Origin of the sequence: Mycolicibacterium vinylchloridicum, from assembly GCF_013404075.1 — a bacterium.
In the GTDB taxonomy this organism is placed as follows: Bacteria; Actinomycetota; Actinomycetes; order Mycobacteriales; family Mycobacteriaceae; genus Mycobacterium; species Mycobacterium vinylchloridicum.
Map to the genome: position 1 here is coordinate 42,947 of NZ_JACBJQ010000033.1, position 18,243 is coordinate 61,189.

Sequence of the window (18,243 nt, forward strand, 5' to 3'; positions counted from 1 at the left end):
GTAGAGAGTGAAACCAGCCGGGTTCCACTCCCCCAACCTGGGAGGACATCGCCATGTACTACTTCGCACTGCTCCACGGAAAACAACGCGATCTGACCCCCGACGAGGCCGGCCGCGAGATGGCTGCCTATCTCGATTTCCACGCCCGCGAGGCGGCGGCGATCCGCGAGGGCGACGCGCTCGGTGCGGCAGCCGAGGCCGTGCAGATCACCGGCGGGCCGAATGCACCGGTCATCACCGACGGCCCATACGCCGAAGGCGCCGAGGTCGCGGGGGGCTATTACGTCTTCGAAGCCGAGAACCTCGACGACGCCTTGCAACTGGCCCGGCAGGTCCCGGCCGCCGAGTACGGCGCGGTCGAGGTGTGGCCGATCGTGCACTGGAACCCCGTCGGCCGCCCCACCACCGCGTCGGACTGGCTGGCGCTGCTACTCGAACCGGCCGAGAGCGTGAACGTTCCCGGTAGTCCGGAGTGGGACCAGGGGTTGGCCGACCATGCCGAATTCGGCGCGGCGGCAGGCGCACACATCCTGGGCGGGGCGCCGCTGCACCCGCCGTCGACGGCGACGACGGTGCGTGTCCGTGACGGCGAGGTGGTACTGACCGACGGCCCGTACGCGGAGGGCGCCGAGGTGGCCAACGGCTACTACCTGTTGTCGGCGGCCGATCGCGACGAGGCGACAAAGATCGCCTCGATGATCCCGGCGTCGGTGGTTCAGCTGCGCCGGCTGGCGGGTGTGTCCGGGCTGTAGATGCGTTCTCTGGACGGCGTCTTCCGGCGAGAGTGGGGTCCCGCGGTGGCCGCGCTCGCACGCTGGTCGGGTGACCTGGACATCGCCGAAGACGCCGTCCAGGAAGCCTGCGCGGAGGCGATACGCAGCTGGCCTCGAGATGGCATGCCCGACAACCCGGGCGGATGGTTGGCGACGGTTGCCCGCAATCGGGCCAGAGATCGGCTGCGCCGCGAATCCGTCCGTCCCGGAAAGGAATTGGCGGCCATGCCGGATGACCGATCAGCCGACACACCGGTGGTGCACCGGGTCCGCGACGACGAGTTGCGGATGATGTTCACCTGCGCGCACCCGGCACTGGAGCGTCTTTCCCAGCTCGCGTTGACGCTGCGTCTGGTATCGGGATTGACTGTGCCGGAGATCGCGCGGGCGCTGTTGGTCAGCGAAGCGGCGGTGGGCCAGCGGATCACGCGGGCCAAACACAAGATCCGACATGCCAACATTCCGCTTCGGGTGCCACCGCAGGAGCTGCTCGGCGAACGCACACCGCACGTGCTGTCGTGTATCTATTCGGTGTTCACCGAGGGGTACTGGTCGACGGCCGGACCATCGGCGATCCGCGACGAGCTGTGCGACGAGGGGGTGCGTCTGGCCGGCGAGTTGCGCGCGCTGATGCCCGCCGAGCCGGAATCTCACGCACTGCATGCCCTTGTGCTGCTGCATGATTCACGACGATCGACCCGTACCGATGCCGCCGGCGCGTTGGTCCCGCTGGAGGAACAGGACCGGCGGCAATGGGATCGGGGCAGGGTTGCGCGCGGGCTCGACGCGCTGCGCCGCGCGGACGGGTCGACCGGGCCCTACCTGCCGCAAGCGGTGATCGCGGCCGCGCATGCACTTGCCCCGAGCTGGGAGCAGACGGACTGGGTCACGATCTGCCGGGCGTACGACCTCCTGGTGCGATTGACCGATTCGCCGGTGGTGCGGGCGAATCGAGCTCTGGCAGTTGGCTTTCGCGACGGCGCGGAAGCAGGCCTTGCGGCGCTGGACGGCGTTGCTCACGACCCGCGCCTGGTTCGCTCCAATCTGGTGCCCGCGGTTCGCGCCGATCTGTTGCGCCGGGCGGGACGGCACGGCGAGGCGATCTCGGAGTATCGGAAGGCAATGGAACTCAACGGCTCTGAACCCGGAAGGGAATTTCTCCGTCGGCGAATCACCGAATGCGGCGGCTGACCGGGGGTTACTGTCGAGAGCATGCTTGTTGGCCGCCTTGCCGATCCGAATTGCACGCTCGGCACCGACCCTCGATCCGATCCGCGAATGGTTGCGGCCTTCGCCCCGATCGGCCTGGCCGACGTCCTTCCCGACGCACCGCTGAGCCTCGACTCGCCGTTGCCGGACCGGATGGCATACGCCGCGGCCGCCGAGGCGGCCGTCGGCGGAGTGCTCGACGCGTTCGCCCACTCCGCCCCGACGCCGGCGGGCGTGTCGACCTCGACGGTGACGATTCCCGGCGTCGACGGCAACGAGGTGGCGCTGTTCGTCAGCCGCCCGGATGACGCCGATGGCCCGCTGCCGGCAGTCGTGCATTTTCACGGCGGGGCGATGGCCATCGCCAGCGCCGATGATGCCAGCTACCGCTACTTGCGGGAGCGCCTCGCGGCCACCGGCCTGGTGGCTGTCGGGGTGGAGTTCCGAAACTCAGGCGGCCGGCTCGGCGCGCACCCGTATCCGGCAGGGCTGAACGACTGCGCGGCCGCCACTCGGTGGGTATACGCCAACGCCGCCGATCTCGGGGTGAGCCACCTGATCGTCGTGGGCGAGTCCGGCGGCGGGAACCTGACGTTGACCGTCACCCACAAGGCCAAACGTGAGGGCTGGCTCCATGAGATCGCCGGGGCGTACGCGCAATGCCCGTACATCTCGAACCGCTGGCTGGACTATCCGGACGAGCTGCCGTCGCTGCGGGAGAACGACGGCTACTTCATCAGTGCCCAGCAGGCGGCACTGTTGGGTTCGATCTATGACCCGGACAAAACATACGTCGACGATCCCACCTGCTGGGCCGGCGTCGCCGGCCACGAAGACCTGGTCGGCCTGCCGCCGCACGTGATCTCGATGAACGAGCTCGATCCGCTGCGCGACGAGGGACTCCTCTATTACCGCAGGCTGCTCGCCGCGGGCGTGCCCGCCGCCGGGCGCATCGTGGTCGGGACCTGCCACGGCGGCGACTTGCTGTTCCCGGCGCTGATGCCGGAGGTGTTCGCGGCGTCGGTGAACGACATCAGTGGCTTCGCGCACGCAGTGGGCCGTTAAAGGCCCTGGGTAAAGGCCCTGCTCCGGGGCACCGAGCAACTCAGCGCAGACCGGGCCTTGTCGATCGCAAATTTCTTAACACAACGGAAAAGAAAATGTCCATCGATCTGCGCCATTCCGGTTGACACGTCCTAGGACCTCTGAGACTATTTAGCCAATCCGTTATGGGATCTAGACCACACACATTGGGGGGTTGTTATGTCGGTTCTCACCACGAAACTTCAGGTCGGCACGGCCGTGGCTGCTGTTGCCGCAGCTGCTGCGTTCACGCCTACGGTCGCTCACGCAGCACCGAGCCTGGCGCCGTTCACGCTAGGAGTAGGCAATTCCGCCGAACTGCTCGTCGACCCGGTGGTCATCGTTGACACCCCTGGCACTCCGGGTAGCAACAAGTCTGCGGCAGCCAATGCCTCCTCGCCCTCGCAGGTCATCCAGACCTTCATCTCCGGGTTCGTTCTCTCGGCACAGAACGGCCTCCAGTCCGTCGTCCAGTTCTTCGGGACATTCGTCTACGGTGGTCTCGCGTTCACCGGCCTTGTGGCTGGCGCCTTTGGGTTGACGAGTATTGCGAACGGCTTCGACAACGCCGCCAACAACGTGGCCAAGGCCATCAAGATCGGTCCGTACTCCACCTCGGCCTAAGTAATCTGCGAAAACGACTCGTCAGTTGTTGTCAATCGGCAGCTGGCGGGTCGTTTTTTGTTGGCCACTGTTGCGGCTGCGCCACGGATGCCTGTCTGCACTGGAGTATGGGAACTAACTGAGTGAGATTCTTTTCGCGACGACGGTTCAATGATGACCCGGCCGATGACGATGCGATTCTGACAGACGAGGGCGATGACGACGAGCGGCGCTGGTTCCAGCGTCGCGAGGTCGTATGGGGCGCGCTCGCCGCGCTCCTCATCGTCGTCGCGTTCGGCTGCTGGCTAGGATTGCGAGCGCAACAGGCGAAGTCCGCCCTCGAACAAGCGCGCCACAGTGCGCAACAAACCAAAGACGCACTGCTGCAAGGGAATACCAAGGACGCCTCTCGCTTCGCCGCCGACGCGCAATCGCATGCACAGGCGGCCCGCGACGCAACACACTCCGTGCCGTGGAGCATCGTTTCCGTTGTGCCTTGGTTGGGCAGCCCATTCAAGACCGGCCAGCAGATATCAGATGTCGTGCTGGGGCTTGCGGCCGACGTGCTGAAACCTGTCGCCGATGCCGGCACGACGATTGCGCCGGACCAGTTACTCGCGAATGGTCGACTGGACGTGCAGGCGCTGCGTAAAGAAGAACCCGCATTGAGGGAGATCGCGGCCAACGCGGCCCGGCTCGATGCGGCTGCACAGGCGATTGCGGTTCCGAGCTACCTCTCCGCTGTCGATGGCGCTCGAACACAGCTCCAAGCGCAGGCGACCGACATCTCACGGCTGCTGGGCGACACCGCGCTCGCAGCGCAGCTGGCGCCGTCGATGCTGGGCGCCGACGGCCCGCGCAGCTACTTCATGGGTTTCCAGACCAATGCCGAGGCCCGCGGTACCGGAGGGCTGCTCGGAGGGTTCGGGATTCTGCGTTTCGACGACGGCAAGCCGAGCGTAGACAGTTTGGGCCCGAACACCGAGCTCGACAAGAAGTTCACCCCATTCTCGATCAACCCGGAGTTCGACGAACAGTACGGGTTCACCAACCCCACTACCGACTCCCGAAATAGCAACCAAAGCTCGCATTTTCCGTATGCGGCACAAATCTGGAAGTCGCTGTGGTCTCAGCAGACCGGGATGAATGTCGACGGGGTGATCGCCATTGATCCGGTTGCGCTGAGCTACATCCTCGGCGCTACCGGCCCTGTGACGCTGCCGGGCGGCGAGACAGTCACCAAAGACAACGTCGTCGAGCTCACCGAGTCGACTGTCTATGCACGCTTTCCCGACCCCGCTGATCAGAGTGGACGAAAGCAATACCTACAGGACATCGCGACCGAGGTGGTCAAGAAAATCACCAAGCCGGTGGAGTCACCGCGCAAGCTGCTCAACGCGCTGGGGCGAGCGGTCAGTGAACGCCGAATCGCGGTATGGAGCTCGAACCCAGCCGATCAGAAGCTCTTGGAAGAAACGCCACTGGCCCACGTGATTCCGGACGATCCGGCGCCATACGCGGATGTTGTCATCAACAATCTCGGCGGCAACAAGATGGACTATTACCTCGATCGACAGATCGAGTACGTTGCCGACGGATGTGATGGCGATAAACGTAATTCAACCGTCACAGTCCGGCTAACTAACACCCTCAAGGACACGGCCGGGCTACCGGACTATGTTGCCGGGCGGCTGGGCTTTTTTCCCGAGTTCGCAGGGGATATCCCCAGGGGGACGATGCTCACTTCTGTCCGTCTTCTCGCGACCCAGGGTGCGGAAGTGAATGGCGTCCTCGTCAACGGGAAGCGGACGCGTGTCTTCGGATCAACAGAACGTGGACATCCGAGCTTTGAGTCTCAGGTGGCCATACCGCCGGGGCAGACGGTCGAATTGACCTTCCGCCTGACAGAGCCGAACTCGCCGGGCGCAGCCCGGGTGCCGGTTCAGCCGCTCGCGGATCACCCCACGCCCAAGGTTTCGGTGCCAGTGTGTTCGAAGTGAGATCGATTGACCTCGATGACTTCGCCGCTTCTTCGGGACTCACCAAATCGTCCACCATCCATGTGTTTCGGCGCGACAGCATCGGGAGTGAGACAATACGCATTATGCGGGAGCAGCCGAACCACCCGGGGGGCTGGGCATCGTCGGGCTCGGGGAGTTGCGCCGCGGGGCTGGGCCTTCAACCGACAGTCGACGACGATATGTCGGCCTGATAGAAGGTCAGCGAGGGAGGGATAAGCGTGAATCTTCAGGACTTCACAAAGCTGCTGCGGACGAGATGGATCACAGTCGTGGTCACCGCACTCTTGGCGGTATTGGCTGCGATTACCTATTCGCTCCTCACCACCCCGCTGTACCAAGCGTCGACCAGGCTCTATGTTTCGACCTCAGCCGGCTCGTCAGCGGCGGAGCTGTACCAGGGTAATCGGCTCTCGCAGGAACGTGTCCTCTCCTACACCCAGCTGATCACCGGCGAGACGTTGGCTCAGCGAACTCTCGACAAACTGGGCGTCGACATGGATGCGGCCACGCTGGAGGGCCGAGTCAAGGCAACGGCGAAGCTCGACACCGTTCTGATCGACGTCTCAGTCCTGGATGAGTCACCCGTCCGCGCCCGTGATATCGCCAACGCCATGTCCGATGAGTTCGTGAACATGGTCCGTGAACTCGAGACGCCCAAGCCTGGCGCCGAACCGGACGCCCGAGTGGTGGTGGAACAACGTGCTTCGGTTCCGAGCGAACCGGTTGTCCCCAAGACAGCTCGAAATCTCGCCGTAGGCCTGGGACTGGGCTTGCTGGCCGGCATCGGACTTGCCGCCCTTCGGGACGTGCTCGATAACACCGTCAAGAGCCACGACTCCCTCGAAGAGATCACCGGCGTCGGCATCGTGGGGACTGTACCGCTCGACAAAGGGCGGCGAAACCAACCAGCGATCTTGTTCGACAACGACAATTCGGCAATCGCCGAGGCTTTCCGCAAACTACGGACCAACCTGCAATTCTTGGCCGTGGACAATCCGCCTCGAGTCATTGTCGTCACCAGCTCAGCGCCGAATGAAGGCAAGTCCACCACCGCAATCAACATCGCGTTAGCCCTCGCTGAGGCAGAACACGATGTCGTTCTTGTTGACGGGGATATGCGACTTCCCTCGCTCAACAAATATCTCAATCTCGTGGGGCAAGCTGGGTTCAGCACCGTGCTCAGTGGCGGGGCATCGCTTTCCGAGGTGCTCCAAGAGACCAAGTTTCCCCGACTGACAGTGCTCACCTCGGGCGCGACTCCACCAAACCCCAGTGAACTATTGGGGTCGAAGGCCGCCAAGAGTGTGTTGAGCGAATTACGCGAGAAGTACGACTACGTCATCGTCGACTCGTCTCCCCTGCTCGCGGTGACCGACGGCGCTCTTCTCGCCGCCAACGCCGACGGCGCACTGATCATGGCGCGCTTCGGTCACACCAAGAGGGATCAGATCGCGCACGCCGTACGCAATTTGGAGGATGTCGGCGCGACTCTGCTGGGTGCAGTCGTGACAATGATGCCCACGCGCGGTGGCGGTGCCTATCATTACAGCTACAGCTACTACGGCGACAGCAAGAAGCCTGAGCCTGAACCGTCCCCCGCGCCTGTAGAGAAGGCGAGTCCCGAACTACCGGCGGAATGAGACTCCTCGAAATACCCGGGGATCTCTGAGAACCGAAGCAAGTCAACGAGATTGGACCTGCGTCAGGTAGGCTCCGTCACGCGCCTCGAATGTGTTCACCAGAGACGAACCACTCGTACATCTTCCGCAGACCCGCTTCAATGGTGAATTTGGGACGCCATCCCAATGCCAGCAACTTGCTGTTGTCCATGATTTTGCGGGGTGTGCCGTCCGGACGAGAGGCATCGAATTCTACGTCGCCCTCGAAACCCACGACTGTCTTCATCAACAGCGCCAGCTCACGAATTGAAATCTCTTCACCGGAGCCAACATTGATCATGCCCCCGCCGTCATAGTTTTCCAGGAGGAAGACACAGCCGTCAGCCAAATCGTCGGCATCGATGAGCTCGCGCATCGGCGAACCAGTACCCCACACCACCACCTTGTCGTGTGATTCGACCTTCGCCTCGTGGAAACGTCGCATCATGCCCGCCACCACATGCGAGTGTTCGGGATGAAAGTTGTCACCCACCCCAAACACGTTTGAGGGCATGACGGTGAACGCCTTGAACCCAAACTGTTGTGCGTAGGCGTCGCACATCGTCTTGCCGGCGATCTTGGCGACCGCGTACGGCAGGTTGGTTTCCTCGAGTGGCCCCGTGAGAAGCGCTTCTTCCACGATTGGCTGCTCGGCGAACTTCGGGTAGATACAGCTGGAGCCCAGAAACAACAACCGCTGCGCGCCGCTACGATAGGCCGAGTCAATGACATTCGTCTGAATCTGCAGATTCTCGCGGATGAAGTCGCCGCCCTGAGTCGCGTTCGCGACGATGCCGCCCACTCTCGCGGCGGCCAACACGACACACTCAGGCCGCTCGTCCGCAAAGAAGCGGGCCACCAAGTCCGCATCGTCGAGCGGTAGTTCGCTGTGGGTGCGGGTCAGGATGTCGGTATATCCACCGTCGACGAGTCGGCGGACAATCGCCGATCCGACCATGCCTCGGTGGCCCGCCACATAGATTCGAGCATTCTTGTTCAACGCCGACTCCCCCGCCGCTCACCCGGCATTTTCGTCCGCTCAGAGGAGCTCATTGGTCACGTCCTCACCTCGATGTTCGGAGTACCACGCGACCGTGCGGCGAAGTCCTTCGTCGAGATCGACCTCGGGCTTGTAACCGAGAGCGCGCATTTTGGAGATGTCAGGACACCGCCGGGGGGTTCCGCCTTCAGCGGCGGGGCCAGGCTGAATGTCCAGGTCGGTCCCGAGCGCGGCACCGACACGGGCGGCCAATTCGCGGATCGTCACTTCTTCATCGTTGCCGATGTGATAGATCTCTCGGTGACCACCGTGCTCGTACATGGCGAGGATGCCGGCCACGATGTCGTCGACGAAGCAGAACGCCCGCGTCTCGGCCCCGTCCCCCTGAATCTCGAACGGGACAGTCTTGCCGGGATTCATTTCACTGCCCGATATCGCCCGTGAAATAAATTGCGGTATAACGTGTTTCCACCCCATGTCCGGGCCATACACATTGTGCGGGCGAAATACCTGAACTTTTCGGTAGTGCTCCTGCGCATAATTGAAAGCGATCAACTCGCTGACGATCTTCGAACCACCGTAGGAGTACCTCGGGTTGAGGCTGTTGGGCAGGGTCAGCGGCACAGTCTCCGGGGTCGGCACCACCGGCGGCGTCTGATAGACCTCAGCGGTCGATGCGACGACCAGGTCCGGCACGCCTGCGTTTCGCCCGGCGTTGACCACCGCAAGCGCGCCGCGCAAACCGACGTCCAACACGAGTTCGGGCCTCTTGTAAAAGTTCTCGGTGCCGTTGATGGCGGCGAGGTGCATGACCACCTGGGCCCCGGCAAATGCCGATTCCAGCGCCTCCTGGTCGCGGACGTCGCAGGAGAACAGTTCCACTTGATCAGCGACTTCACTGAAACGACCGGCGTCGCCGCGAATCATCGTGTCGACCACTGCGACGTCCCAGTTGTCATGCACCAAGCGCTTCACCAGGTAGGCGCCGATGAATCCGCCACCGCCGGTCACTACGACGCGAGGCCCCATCATGCGGCCGATTCAGTGTGCCCGACAGCGAAATACGAGTCGCCCAGTTCTGATGTCGGCAGGTGGCTGAAGTGGTTCCAGTAGTCGAAGACGAAACCGTTCGGCCCGATGAACTCACTCATCGTGCGAGGCGAGATGCCACCCAGCGCCGGGTGATTATTGGCGATCACTACCACAGAAGCGCCGCTGACAGCATCGCCGAACCGTGTGAACACCTCCTCGCTCGGGAAGGCGCGCTCAAGCACGTCCGGCGCAATCACCGGGTCGAAGATCCCCACGTCTGCATCCGGATGAGCCTTCTTGAGCGCGTCCAGAACTTTGATCGACATCGAGCCCCGCAGATCGTCGGTAGCCGGTATCCCCTTGAACGCCATGCCGATAACGCGTAATCGCAACGGCGAAGGCAGTTGGCGCCGTGCGATCTCCTCGCTGATGAATCCGACGGTCTCAATGGGCTGACGTTCATTGACGAGGCGAGCTGCCGAGGTGATCTCCAAGTTCAAACCCCGACTCTGAGCGCTTTGGAGCAGGATGTGCGGATCCTTCTCCAGACACGGTCCGCCAACCAAGCCGGGCAGCGCGACTGAGGTGCGCGGATACCCGAGCTTGCCCGACGAGATCACCTCATGTGCGTTGACGCCGAACGCGTCGCACAGCCTGGCAACTTCATTCGCGAACGCGAATTGAATGTCGCGGTAAGTGTTGTCGACGAGTTTGACGATCTCAGCAGCCTCGGCACTCGATACTTTGACGATCGAGCTCGTAAGCCGCTGGAACACGGCGGCGGCACGATCCGACGCGACAGGGTCCGCACCGATGATCTGCGGCAGCTCCCGTAATTCCTGAAGTGCACGGCCCTCGAGAGTTCGCTCGGGGCACATGGCGATGTCGAACTTCTTTCCGGTGGCCGCCAGAATCGGCGCGACAACCTCGGAGGCCGTTCCAATCCGCACGGTCGAACGCAGGATGACCAAGGCACCATCGCGCATGTTCTCAGCCACCTGGCGAGTCGCCGCCTCGATCATGTCGAGGCGGACCGTGCCTTCACCGGATAGCGGGGTGCCGACGGTGATGATGTAGGTATTGCACGTCACGTTCTCGCCGAAATGCTCTGCGGCGACAAGCTTGCCGGAGCTGGTGACGCGGGTGAGCGCGTCCGCCAGCCCCACTTCTGAGAAGTGCGGCACGCCCTGATTGGTCAGTTCGACGACGTCGGCACGCTTCTCGATACCGATAACCGAGTTGCCGGCGTCGGCAAGAACCGTCGCGAGCGTCAAGCCCACGTAGCCCAATCCAAGGACTCCGACGTCGTACACCTTGGCAGCCTGCATTGCATCCCCCTTTTACATAATCTGCTGCTCTAATCTAGGCGGCGAAGAGCGCCTTGTCCGAGCGTGTGCGCTTTCCACTCTTCCGTCCCCGTCTGCACCCGCCCGTTGGATGGACAATACTGCCGCGGGAAACAACATGCAGGGAAGTCTCGCGGTCGGCTGCGATGGTGGTAACGACCCCGGGTACGTGGCTCACAGCGGGGTGCCAACCGATGACCGTGCTGGCCCGCCGGCATGACGTCGCGGTGCTAAATTTGCCCTGGATGCGATATCTACCGGTCAGCTAGGGGTAATGACCGAGGGGGGATCAAACACTTCTTCACCTCATGCTCCGCGCCGCATGTGCGAAGGCTCCCGGACATTCTTGACCACATAGAGGAGGCTCGATTTGCTGCCCCGACTTGCACAGGTTCGAAAAGGGATAAGTTTGCTCCGATACCCCCCGCTGGTTCGGGCGGTATTCAGCCACCGGGTCGCTGCCGCGGCGGAGCACTTCTCCGCAATCCGATTTTGTGCAGCCAATACGCTGGTCGACGCCGGAGCGAACAAGGGACAGTTCAGCCTCGCCTTTCGCACCCTGCGACCCGAGGCCGAGATCATCGCCTTCGAGCCGCTGCCGAGCGAAGCCGACGTTTACGAGCAGGTGCTTCCGCCGGACGGGCGGACCCGCCTGCAACGTGTAGCGCTGGCGAGCGCCGAAGACAAGGCAACGTTCTACGTCGCCGACCGAGCCGACAGCTCCTCGTTACTGCGACCGGGGAAGGGCCAGGAACGAGCGTTCGGAGTCCGCGGCGAATCGACCATCGAGGTCTCGGTCAAACGCCTTGACGACTGTGTCGACTTCGCTGCGCTCGCTCACCCCATTCTGCTCAAGGTCGATGTCCAGGGCGGAGAGCTCGGGGTCTTTCAAGGCTGCGACACGCTCGGCGAAGTGGACTTCATCTACGTCGAGCTGAGTTTCACCGAGCTCTACGAAGGCCAACCGCTCTTCGAGGAAGTCACCGACTACCTGAAGACGCGCGGGTTCACCGTCGCGGGAATCTTCAATCAGGTGATGACGGCCGAATTCGGGCCGACTCAGGTCGACGCGTTGTTCAAGCGCGTCTGACGGAACACCCGGTCGATCCCGCCTGAGAAGACATCCGCAGACGGCGGCTCAGGGTATCCAAGACGGCTCAGCGCCTTCTTTGTACCACTGCGTGGTGCGCTGCATCCCGACGTCGAACGGTACGCAGGGAAGCGCCATCACTCGATGTGTCGCCGCGAGGGGTAGGGCGTAGTCGGTGGACATACGCATGACGCGCTCACTGTCCAGCGGGAAGGGAATCCCCAAGCGACGCAGGAGGGTTCCTGCGTCGCCCGCCCGCTGCAACAGGCTCAGCGGAAAGCGGCGCACCGGCTTGCCACGGAGACCCATGGACATGGCATCGAGGAACTGCGCGGAGTCGATCGCCTCGTCCCCGCCGTAGAAGATGTCGCCGTCGGATGCGCCCTCGGAAAGCGCGACGCTGACGATTTGCGCGGCACAGTTGTCGACATAGCCGTACGTCCGCACAATGGGCTTGCTCGCGACCGGATGCAGGTACCAGCCCTTTTCGAGATAGCGCATGATCGAGCCCGCGTAACTGGGGTGGTGAGGACCCCAGATATTCGTGGGCCGGACGTGAACGACAGCGTATGGCTGGTCAGACGACCGAAGGAACTGCTCGGCCTCTGCCTTCGCAGCTCCGTAGGGGGTGTAGGGGTCATAGGTGGTCAGGTCGGCCGGTTGCGGGCCCGGGCGGATGACCATCTGCGTCGAGATGTTGACAAAGCGTCCCGGTTTGCTGGTGTTCGCGAACGCCTTCGCGGCCACCTGCGTCCCGTTCCAGATACTCGAAAAATCCTCCCGGGATGCTGCGGTCACTGATGCGAATGCAGCGAGATGGATGAAGATCGACGGATCGAAGTCGGTGCAGACCTCGAGCAGCCTTGAAGAATCTTCGATATCGCCGACAACCGTCTTGGGCCCGGGATCGGCACCAGGCCACGGCTTCAGGTCGTAGTTGAGGACGTCAGCTCCGGCCCCCATGAGGTGTCGGCAAACAGCGCGCCCGATGAACCCCGAACCGCCCGTAACGAAGACCCGTGTGCCTGCAACTACGCGGATCTCGTTGCCCCCCTGAGCGCTCACTCATTCTCCCTATTCGATCAAGAGGCCGGCCGACCATTCAGCAAAGACGTACGACGATCAGCCCGTTTTCGATGCCGACGACCGAAGGCATGCTAGCCGAAATGTACTCCGGGCCCCGCTGGTGCGCGCGACCAAGCAGGCGGGAGTGCCCGGCTGCGATCTGCAGGCTCGGTCTGTCATCCACGACTTGTGACTCGGCTGACAAGGACGAGAACCTGGCATATATTTGGCACACCAGATCCAGTGGCTGGGTCAACGGGGGAACGAGATCATGGGGGAATTCAATCCGCTCGCCGGAATGGCGTGCATCAGTGCGATCCACAGCAGCGCACGCCGCACGAGCTCACCAGGCAGGACTACGCGCGGAGGTTCACCGAACACCTCGCGCCCCTGCCGAGTTGCACACTTCGACGCAGGGTTCACACCCTGCGCTGGTCTGATCTAGGAGTAGAAATGGGTGACATTCCCAAGGTTGTAGCCGAGATCGGTTGTAATCACAAAGGCGACTTGGATATCGCCATGGAGTTGATCTCCACTGCGGCGATCTTTTGCAAAGCCGACTACGTCAAGTTCCAGAAGCGGAACAACCGCGAGCTCTTGTCTGAAGCGCAATACAACGCGCCGCATCCCAACCCAGCCAACAGCTATGGCGCAACCTACGGCGAGCACCGAGAGTTCCTTGAATTCTCGGTAGACCAACACCGCGAGTTGAAGAACTACTGCGACCAGATGGGCATCGGCTATTCCACGTCGGTGTGGGACGTCACTTCGGCGCGGGAAATGGCCTCGCTCCAGCCCGACTTCCTGAAGGTCCCCTCGGCATCCAATCTGCACTGGGACATGCTGGCGGTACTGTGTGACGAGTTCGGTGGCGGCATCCAACTCTCCTTGGGCATGACCACCCACGCCGAAGAGGAAGAGATCGTTTCGTTCTTCGAGCGCAAGGGTCGCGCTGGAGATTTGCTTCTCTACGCGTGCACGTCCGGCTATCCGGTCGAGTTCGATGACATTTGCCTAGCCGAAATCACACGCCTGCGAGCGACTTTCGGCTCGCGGGTACAGGCGATTGGCTTCTCTGGACATCACCTCGGCATTGCCGCTGACGTTGCCGCGATCACCCTCGGTGCGACCTGGGTCGAGCGGCATTTCACCCTCGACCGCACCTGGAAGGGCACGGATCACGCTGCGTCGCTCGAGCCCGACGGCATGCGTCGACTGGTCCGCGACGTGCGCAACGTCGCTCGCGCGCTCAAGCCCAAGGAAACCGAAATCCTGCCAGTCGAGGCTGAAACTCGCCGCAAGCTCAAGTGGGAACCGGCTACGCCGGTAAAGGCCGTCTGAGATGGCCGGCCTGCGCGAGTTCGACTGCGCGGAAGTCCTTGAAAGCGCGCCAGCAATGCGTCAAGCGCTCGATGAGGATGGCATTTTCGTCGTCCGCAACGTTCTGTCAGCCGAGGAAGTCGGCCAGCTGCGCGGCATTCTGCGCCAGCACCTCACCGGCAGCGGTGTGCGGCTCAGCCTCGGCAGGACACAGCCTAACGCGGCCGCGAAGGTGCCGGCGCTGAGCTTCATCTTCGCTCATCCGCAGATCGTGCAGGTCATCACGCAGGTCCTTGGCGAATCGAACGTCGTATTCACCGGGCACTGCGACATTCACATGAACATGTTGTCCGGTTGGCACAAAGACAGCGGGGAGACCGTGCCCGGCGGCTATTTCACCGGCCCATACATGACCTCGCCAGATTGCCGCGTCTACAAGGTGGCGATTTACCTGCAGGACACCGGCCCTCGCGACGGCTTCACCGCCCGCCTCGGCTCACACCGCTATACCGACCTCACCACCGGCGAGAAGTTGACCGCACGCAGTCACATCGGCGATATCGTCGTGTTTGACGTGCGTATCACACACACCGGTCAGTTGCCCGATCCCGTTGAGAAGGGCTTGAAGGGGCTCAGCCGCGTTCTCAACAAAGGGCAGCGTGACAAGCAGGACCCGCAGTGGGTCTCGCGCCTCAAGGCGGCTTACTGGAAAGCGATCGGTCGGCGTGACCGGCTGTCGGTCTTCTTCACCTATGGCGCTCCCAATTCGTTCACGTACGACTTTGCCGAAGCGAACATGACCCGCCAGGCCAGGCAAGGCGCAGACGCCGGCTCGACGGGTCTTCCGCCACGATTGCGGGAGGCCCTGGAGAATGAAGGCGTTTCGCTGTGTGACGCATCTTCGAAGTGAAATACGGCTTAGGCCCGCCTCGTTCGACTCTCAGATGCCGAATCGTGTGTCGGGCACGTGCTATCGACTCTTAACGATATCGGCGATGAACGGGACGATGGCCGCTCGGCGGAAGTGACGACTCTCCTCAACGGACCGATTGCAAGGGATTGCCGATATGCGTACGCATCCAGACGTCGCCATTCTCAGTCTCAACTACCCTCCGGAACCGACTGGTATAGCTCCATATTCGGGCGCGTTGGCCGCCGGGCTAAGCGAACGCGGGTTGCGAGTGGACGCACACGTCGCGCATCCTCACTATCCCGAGTGGGCCATTCGGCAAGGCTACGGACAGTGGCTGAGGACTGACCGAATCGACGGGGTCGAAGTGCGACGCCGACTTCATTACGTTCCCAAGTCCCCCCGCGGCATCAAGCGACTTGTGTCGGAGGTGACCTACGGCGTGCGACTTCTGTTCGCGCGCTTTGGCCGGCCTCGCGTGGTTGTCGCCGTTTCTCCATCATTGTTTTCCACAGCAATCGCTTCGGTCAGGCTTCGACTCAGTCCCCGACGCCCTCAATTGATCGTGTGGGTTCAAGACATCTACACACTCGGGTTGGCCGAGACAGGCGAGGGCAGCGGGCTTGCGCAGAGATTCATCCGCTGGGTAGAGGCCACCACGTTGCGGGCGGCGGATCGAGTCGTGGTGATACACGAACGTTTCGCCAATTACGTCGTCAGCGAACTCGGCGTCGAGGCGTCTCGGGTGACAGTGGTGCGCAACTGGACACATCTACCGCCTTCGGTTCCGCTCGAAGCGACCATCGCCAAGGATTCCCTCCACTGGCCCAAAAACGTGACGCTCGCTGTGCATACGGGCAATATGGGCGCCAAGCAGGGCCTGGAGAACATCCTCGACGCGGCGCGCCTCGCGGACGAACAAGATGCGCCGGTGCATTTCATGCTGATCGGAGATGGCGGAGAAAAGCGCGGGCTCGTCGCGAAAGCCACTGGGATCAAAAGACTCTCATTCATCGACCCCCTTGATGACACCGCGTACCGAGCCGCTCTGGCGGCCGCTGACGTGTTGATCGTCAACGAAAAACCCGGCGTGGCGGCAATGGCGGTACCAAGCAAGCTCACGTCGTACTTCGACGCAGGGCGCCCGGTCATCGGAGCCACGGACTTCGACGGCATAACCGCATCGGAGATCAAGGCTTCGGAGGCCGGCCTTGTCGTCCGCGCTGGCGATCCAGGCGCTCTTCTCACCGCGGTACTCGCGCTCCGTGCTGACCCGGATGCGTCAGCACGGTTCGGTCGTAATGGACGGCGCTATCGCGAATCGGTTTTGGACCAGAGCGCCGCGATCCAGCGGTGGGACGATCTACTCAAGACCTTATCGACGTAGCCCTGCACGTTCGACGAGACGATGCGCATAGATCGCAGCCGACGCTCCGAACGTCAGTAGGCGCCGGAATGGCCGAAGATAGCCTTGACGGTCTTGACGGCGATCAGCAGATCGGACACCGTCGACCAATTCTCCACGTAGAAGAGATCGAGCCGAACCGAATCCTCCCAGGACAGATCGGACCGTCCGCTCACCTGCCACAGACCGGTGATACCCGGCCGGACCAGCAGCCTCCGCTTGGCCTGGTGGTCGTAGGTGAGCACTTCGGTCGCCAGTGGCGGCCTGGGCCCGACCACGCTCATGTCGCCCTTGAGAACATTGATGAACTGAGGCAGCTCGTCGATGCTGTACTTGCGCAGTATGCGGCCGACGGGCGTCACTCGGGGATCTTGGCGCATCTTGAAGAGGACGCCGCCCTCGCTTTCGTTCAAGGCGGCGAGGTTGTCGATCATCACGTCGGCACCATCGACCATCGAGCGGAATTTGATCATCTCGAATGGATCACCATCCAGTCCGATGCGCTCCTGGCGATAGAAAACCGGACCTTTACTCGTCAACTTGATGGCGACGGCAACCAGGGCCAGCAGCGGGAAGCCGAGGACAAGCACTGCTGTCGAGAAGGTGACGTCGAAGAGCCGCTTCTGGAATCGCTTGGCGCCATTGTATTGCGGTTTTTCCACGTGGATCAGCGGCAGTCCGGCGACGGGGCGCATCTGCAGCCGCGGGCCAGCGACATCGACGACTCCCGGAGCGACGAGCAGATCGATGTCAAGCTTCTCCAGTTCCCAGGAGAGATCCCGAATGCAGCTAGCGTCGAGCCGTTCGGTGGCGGTGACAGCGACGGCTTGACTGCCTGTGGCAATAACCGCATCGACGACGTCCGATTCGGTGCCGAAATTCGTTATGGCTCCGACCCCGGGTACATCCACCTTTGCCCGTCCGGCCACCCCGGGGATACACGCACCCACCACCTCGTATTCGGATTCGTTTTCACGCGCAAGTGATTGGGTCAGGTCACGGACCGCCGCCGGATTTCCCACAATCAGCAGCCGGGTGATGCACCAGCCGTACCGCTGGCGAGCTCGTACCACCAACCGGCGTGCGATCCACCGAAACAAGATCAACACGATGATGCCGGTCGGGAGGGCGATCATCAGGTAACCACGGGCGATCTCGAGTTTGAGCAGCATCGACACCACGGCAACGCTTCCGAACACTGAGAAGGTCGCCATCAGGACTCGACGATATTCTTCAGCACCCGATCCGATCACACGCGTCGAGCGTGAACGATTGATGGCCAGCGCGGCTAGCCACATCGCGGCGATGGCGAACGACACGACGGTGTAGTCAAATCCCCGATAGGGTGCCGCGGCGCCCCCCAGTCCACCGAAACGTAGCCACTGCGCGATGCCAACCGCCAAGAGGACGGCGACAACGTCGGCGATGGCCAGTCGTCGGGCGTACCACTGCTGCCATGCCCGGAACTTGCCTTGCCAGGCCGGAAACTTGGTAGGTACCGCCTGTATGCCCCCCGGCACATTTAGATGGCTTTCTATCGCAGTCATACTTCCCCCGATGTCCCCCCGACTATTGGGGAAACACTACCGACGATGCGCAGCGAGATATTGTCAAGACTTGTGGATGAGCGAGTTTCAGGCGGCCTCCTCGGTGGGTGAGGTGGAGTCGGTTTCGGCGAGTTTTCCCTTCTCGAAGGTGGCGCCGTCGCGGACCAGTTTCACCAGGTGG

At 62.5% G+C, this 18,243-nt stretch carries 15 protein-coding genes; 10 read left to right on the forward strand and 5 right to left on the reverse strand.

The features are described from left to right. Window positions 1-53: 53 nt before the first annotated feature. From HPC46_RS23645 to HPC46_RS23670, 6 genes are all read left to right on the forward strand, one after another. On the forward strand, window positions 54-752 hold the full coding sequence (locus HPC46_RS23645) for a YciI family protein (RefSeq protein ID WP_179474465.1): 699 nt from the start codon (window positions 54-56) through the stop codon (window positions 750-752). After that, entirely contained in the window at window positions 753-1,964 is a 1,212-nt protein-coding gene (locus HPC46_RS23650; RefSeq protein ID WP_179474467.1) for an RNA polymerase sigma factor, read from the forward strand. A gap of 21 nt (window positions 1,965-1,985) precedes the next feature. Continuing rightward, the gene (locus tag HPC46_RS23655) at window positions 1,986-3,047 is read left to right on the forward strand and encodes an alpha/beta hydrolase fold domain-containing protein (protein ID WP_179474469.1); all 1,062 of its coding nucleotides are present in this window, start codon (window positions 1,986-1,988) and stop codon (window positions 3,045-3,047) included. A gap of 198 nt (window positions 3,048-3,245) precedes the next feature. Then, on the forward strand, window positions 3,246-3,689 hold the full coding sequence (locus HPC46_RS23660) for a hypothetical protein (protein ID WP_179474471.1): 444 nt from the start codon (window positions 3,246-3,248) through the stop codon (window positions 3,687-3,689). Window positions 3,690-3,811: 122 nt separating this feature from the next. Continuing rightward, the gene (locus HPC46_RS23665) at window positions 3,812-5,668 is read left to right on the forward strand and encodes a DUF4012 domain-containing protein (protein ID WP_179474473.1); all 1,857 of its coding nucleotides are present in this window, start codon (window positions 3,812-3,814) and stop codon (window positions 5,666-5,668) included. A 239-nt stretch (window positions 5,669-5,907) separates the two neighbouring features. Next, a complete protein-coding gene (locus HPC46_RS23670) occupies window positions 5,908-7,329 on the forward strand; it encodes a tyrosine-protein kinase domain-containing protein (protein ID WP_179474475.1) in 1,422 nt (473 codons plus the stop codon). A 76-nt stretch (window positions 7,330-7,405) separates the two neighbouring features. Here HPC46_RS23670 and HPC46_RS23675 read toward each other — a convergent pair whose 3' ends face one another. The 3 genes from HPC46_RS23675 to HPC46_RS23685 are packed head-to-tail and all read right to left on the reverse strand — an operon-like array spanning window position 7,406 to window position 10,707. After that, entirely contained in the window at window positions 7,406-8,347 is a 942-nt protein-coding gene (locus tag HPC46_RS23675; RefSeq protein ID WP_179474477.1) for a GDP-L-fucose synthase family protein, read from the reverse strand. Window positions 8,348-8,386: 39 nt separating this feature from the next. Beyond that, a complete protein-coding gene (locus tag HPC46_RS23680; RefSeq protein ID WP_325096746.1) occupies window positions 8,387-9,358 on the reverse strand; it encodes an NAD-dependent epimerase/dehydratase family protein in 972 nt (323 codons plus the stop codon). A 17-nt stretch (window positions 9,359-9,375) separates the two neighbouring features. Then, entirely contained in the window at window positions 9,376-10,707 is a 1,332-nt protein-coding gene (locus HPC46_RS23685) for a nucleotide sugar dehydrogenase (RefSeq protein WP_179474479.1), read from the reverse strand. 427 nt (window positions 10,708-11,134) lie between these two features. Here HPC46_RS23685 and HPC46_RS23690 point away from each other — a divergent pair, with 427 nt between their 5' ends. Beyond that, entirely contained in the window at window positions 11,135-11,815 is a 681-nt protein-coding gene (locus HPC46_RS23690; RefSeq protein WP_233716605.1) for an FkbM family methyltransferase, read from the forward strand. Between the two features lie 48 nt (window positions 11,816-11,863). On the opposite strand, the gene HPC46_RS23695 is transcribed toward HPC46_RS23690, so the two are convergent. Further along, window positions 11,864-12,880, reverse strand: coding sequence for an NAD-dependent epimerase/dehydratase family protein (locus HPC46_RS23695; protein WP_179474481.1), 1,017 nt, complete (start codon window positions 12,878-12,880; stop codon window positions 11,864-11,866). Window positions 12,881-13,333: 453 nt separating this feature from the next. On the opposite strand from HPC46_RS23695, the gene HPC46_RS23700 reads away from it, so the two are divergent. From HPC46_RS23700 to HPC46_RS23710, 3 genes are all read left to right on the forward strand, one after another. Next, the gene (locus HPC46_RS23700) at window positions 13,334-14,221 is read left to right on the forward strand and encodes an N-acetylneuraminate synthase family protein (RefSeq protein ID WP_179474483.1); all 888 of its coding nucleotides are present in this window, start codon (window positions 13,334-13,336) and stop codon (window positions 14,219-14,221) included. Window position 14,222: 1 nt separating this feature from the next. Continuing rightward, complete coding sequence (locus HPC46_RS23705; RefSeq protein ID WP_179474485.1) at window positions 14,223-15,110, forward strand: phytanoyl-CoA dioxygenase family protein; 888 nt, start codon at window positions 14,223-14,225, stop codon at window positions 15,108-15,110. A 157-nt stretch (window positions 15,111-15,267) separates the two neighbouring features. Further along, entirely contained in the window at window positions 15,268-16,497 is a 1,230-nt protein-coding gene (locus HPC46_RS23710; protein ID WP_179474487.1) for a glycosyltransferase family 4 protein, read from the forward strand. 53 nt (window positions 16,498-16,550) lie between these two features. Here HPC46_RS23710 and HPC46_RS23715 read toward each other — a convergent pair whose 3' ends face one another. Further along, a complete protein-coding gene (locus HPC46_RS23715; RefSeq protein WP_179474489.1) occupies window positions 16,551-18,062 on the reverse strand; it encodes a sugar transferase in 1,512 nt (503 codons plus the stop codon). Between the last annotated feature and the right edge of the window lie 181 nt (window positions 18,063-18,243).

Coding starts and splice junctions, on each gene's coding strand:
- HPC46_RS23645 (WP_179474465.1), top strand. CDS start 54: ATGTACTACTTCGCACTGCTCCACGGAAAACAACGCGATCTGACCCCC.
- HPC46_RS23650 (WP_179474467.1), top strand. CDS start 753: ATGCGTTCTCTGGACGGCGTCTTCCGGCGAGAGTGGGGTCCCGCGGTG.
- HPC46_RS23655 (WP_179474469.1), top strand. CDS start 1,986: ATGCTTGTTGGCCGCCTTGCCGATCCGAATTGCACGCTCGGCACCGAC.
- HPC46_RS23660 (WP_179474471.1), top strand. CDS start 3,246: ATGTCGGTTCTCACCACGAAACTTCAGGTCGGCACGGCCGTGGCTGCT.
- HPC46_RS23685 (WP_179474479.1), bottom strand. CDS start 10,707: ATGCAGGCTGCCAAGGTGTACGACGTCGGAGTCCTTGGATTGGGCTAC.
- HPC46_RS23700 (WP_179474483.1), top strand. CDS start 13,334: ATGGGTGACATTCCCAAGGTTGTAGCCGAGATCGGTTGTAATCACAAA.
- HPC46_RS23705 (WP_179474485.1), top strand. CDS start 14,223: ATGGCCGGCCTGCGCGAGTTCGACTGCGCGGAAGTCCTTGAAAGCGCG.
- HPC46_RS23710 (WP_179474487.1), top strand. CDS start 15,268: ATGCGTACGCATCCAGACGTCGCCATTCTCAGTCTCAACTACCCTCCG.
- HPC46_RS23715 (WP_179474489.1), bottom strand. CDS start 18,062: ATGACTGCGATAGAAAGCCATCTAAATGTGCCGGGGGGCATACAGGCG.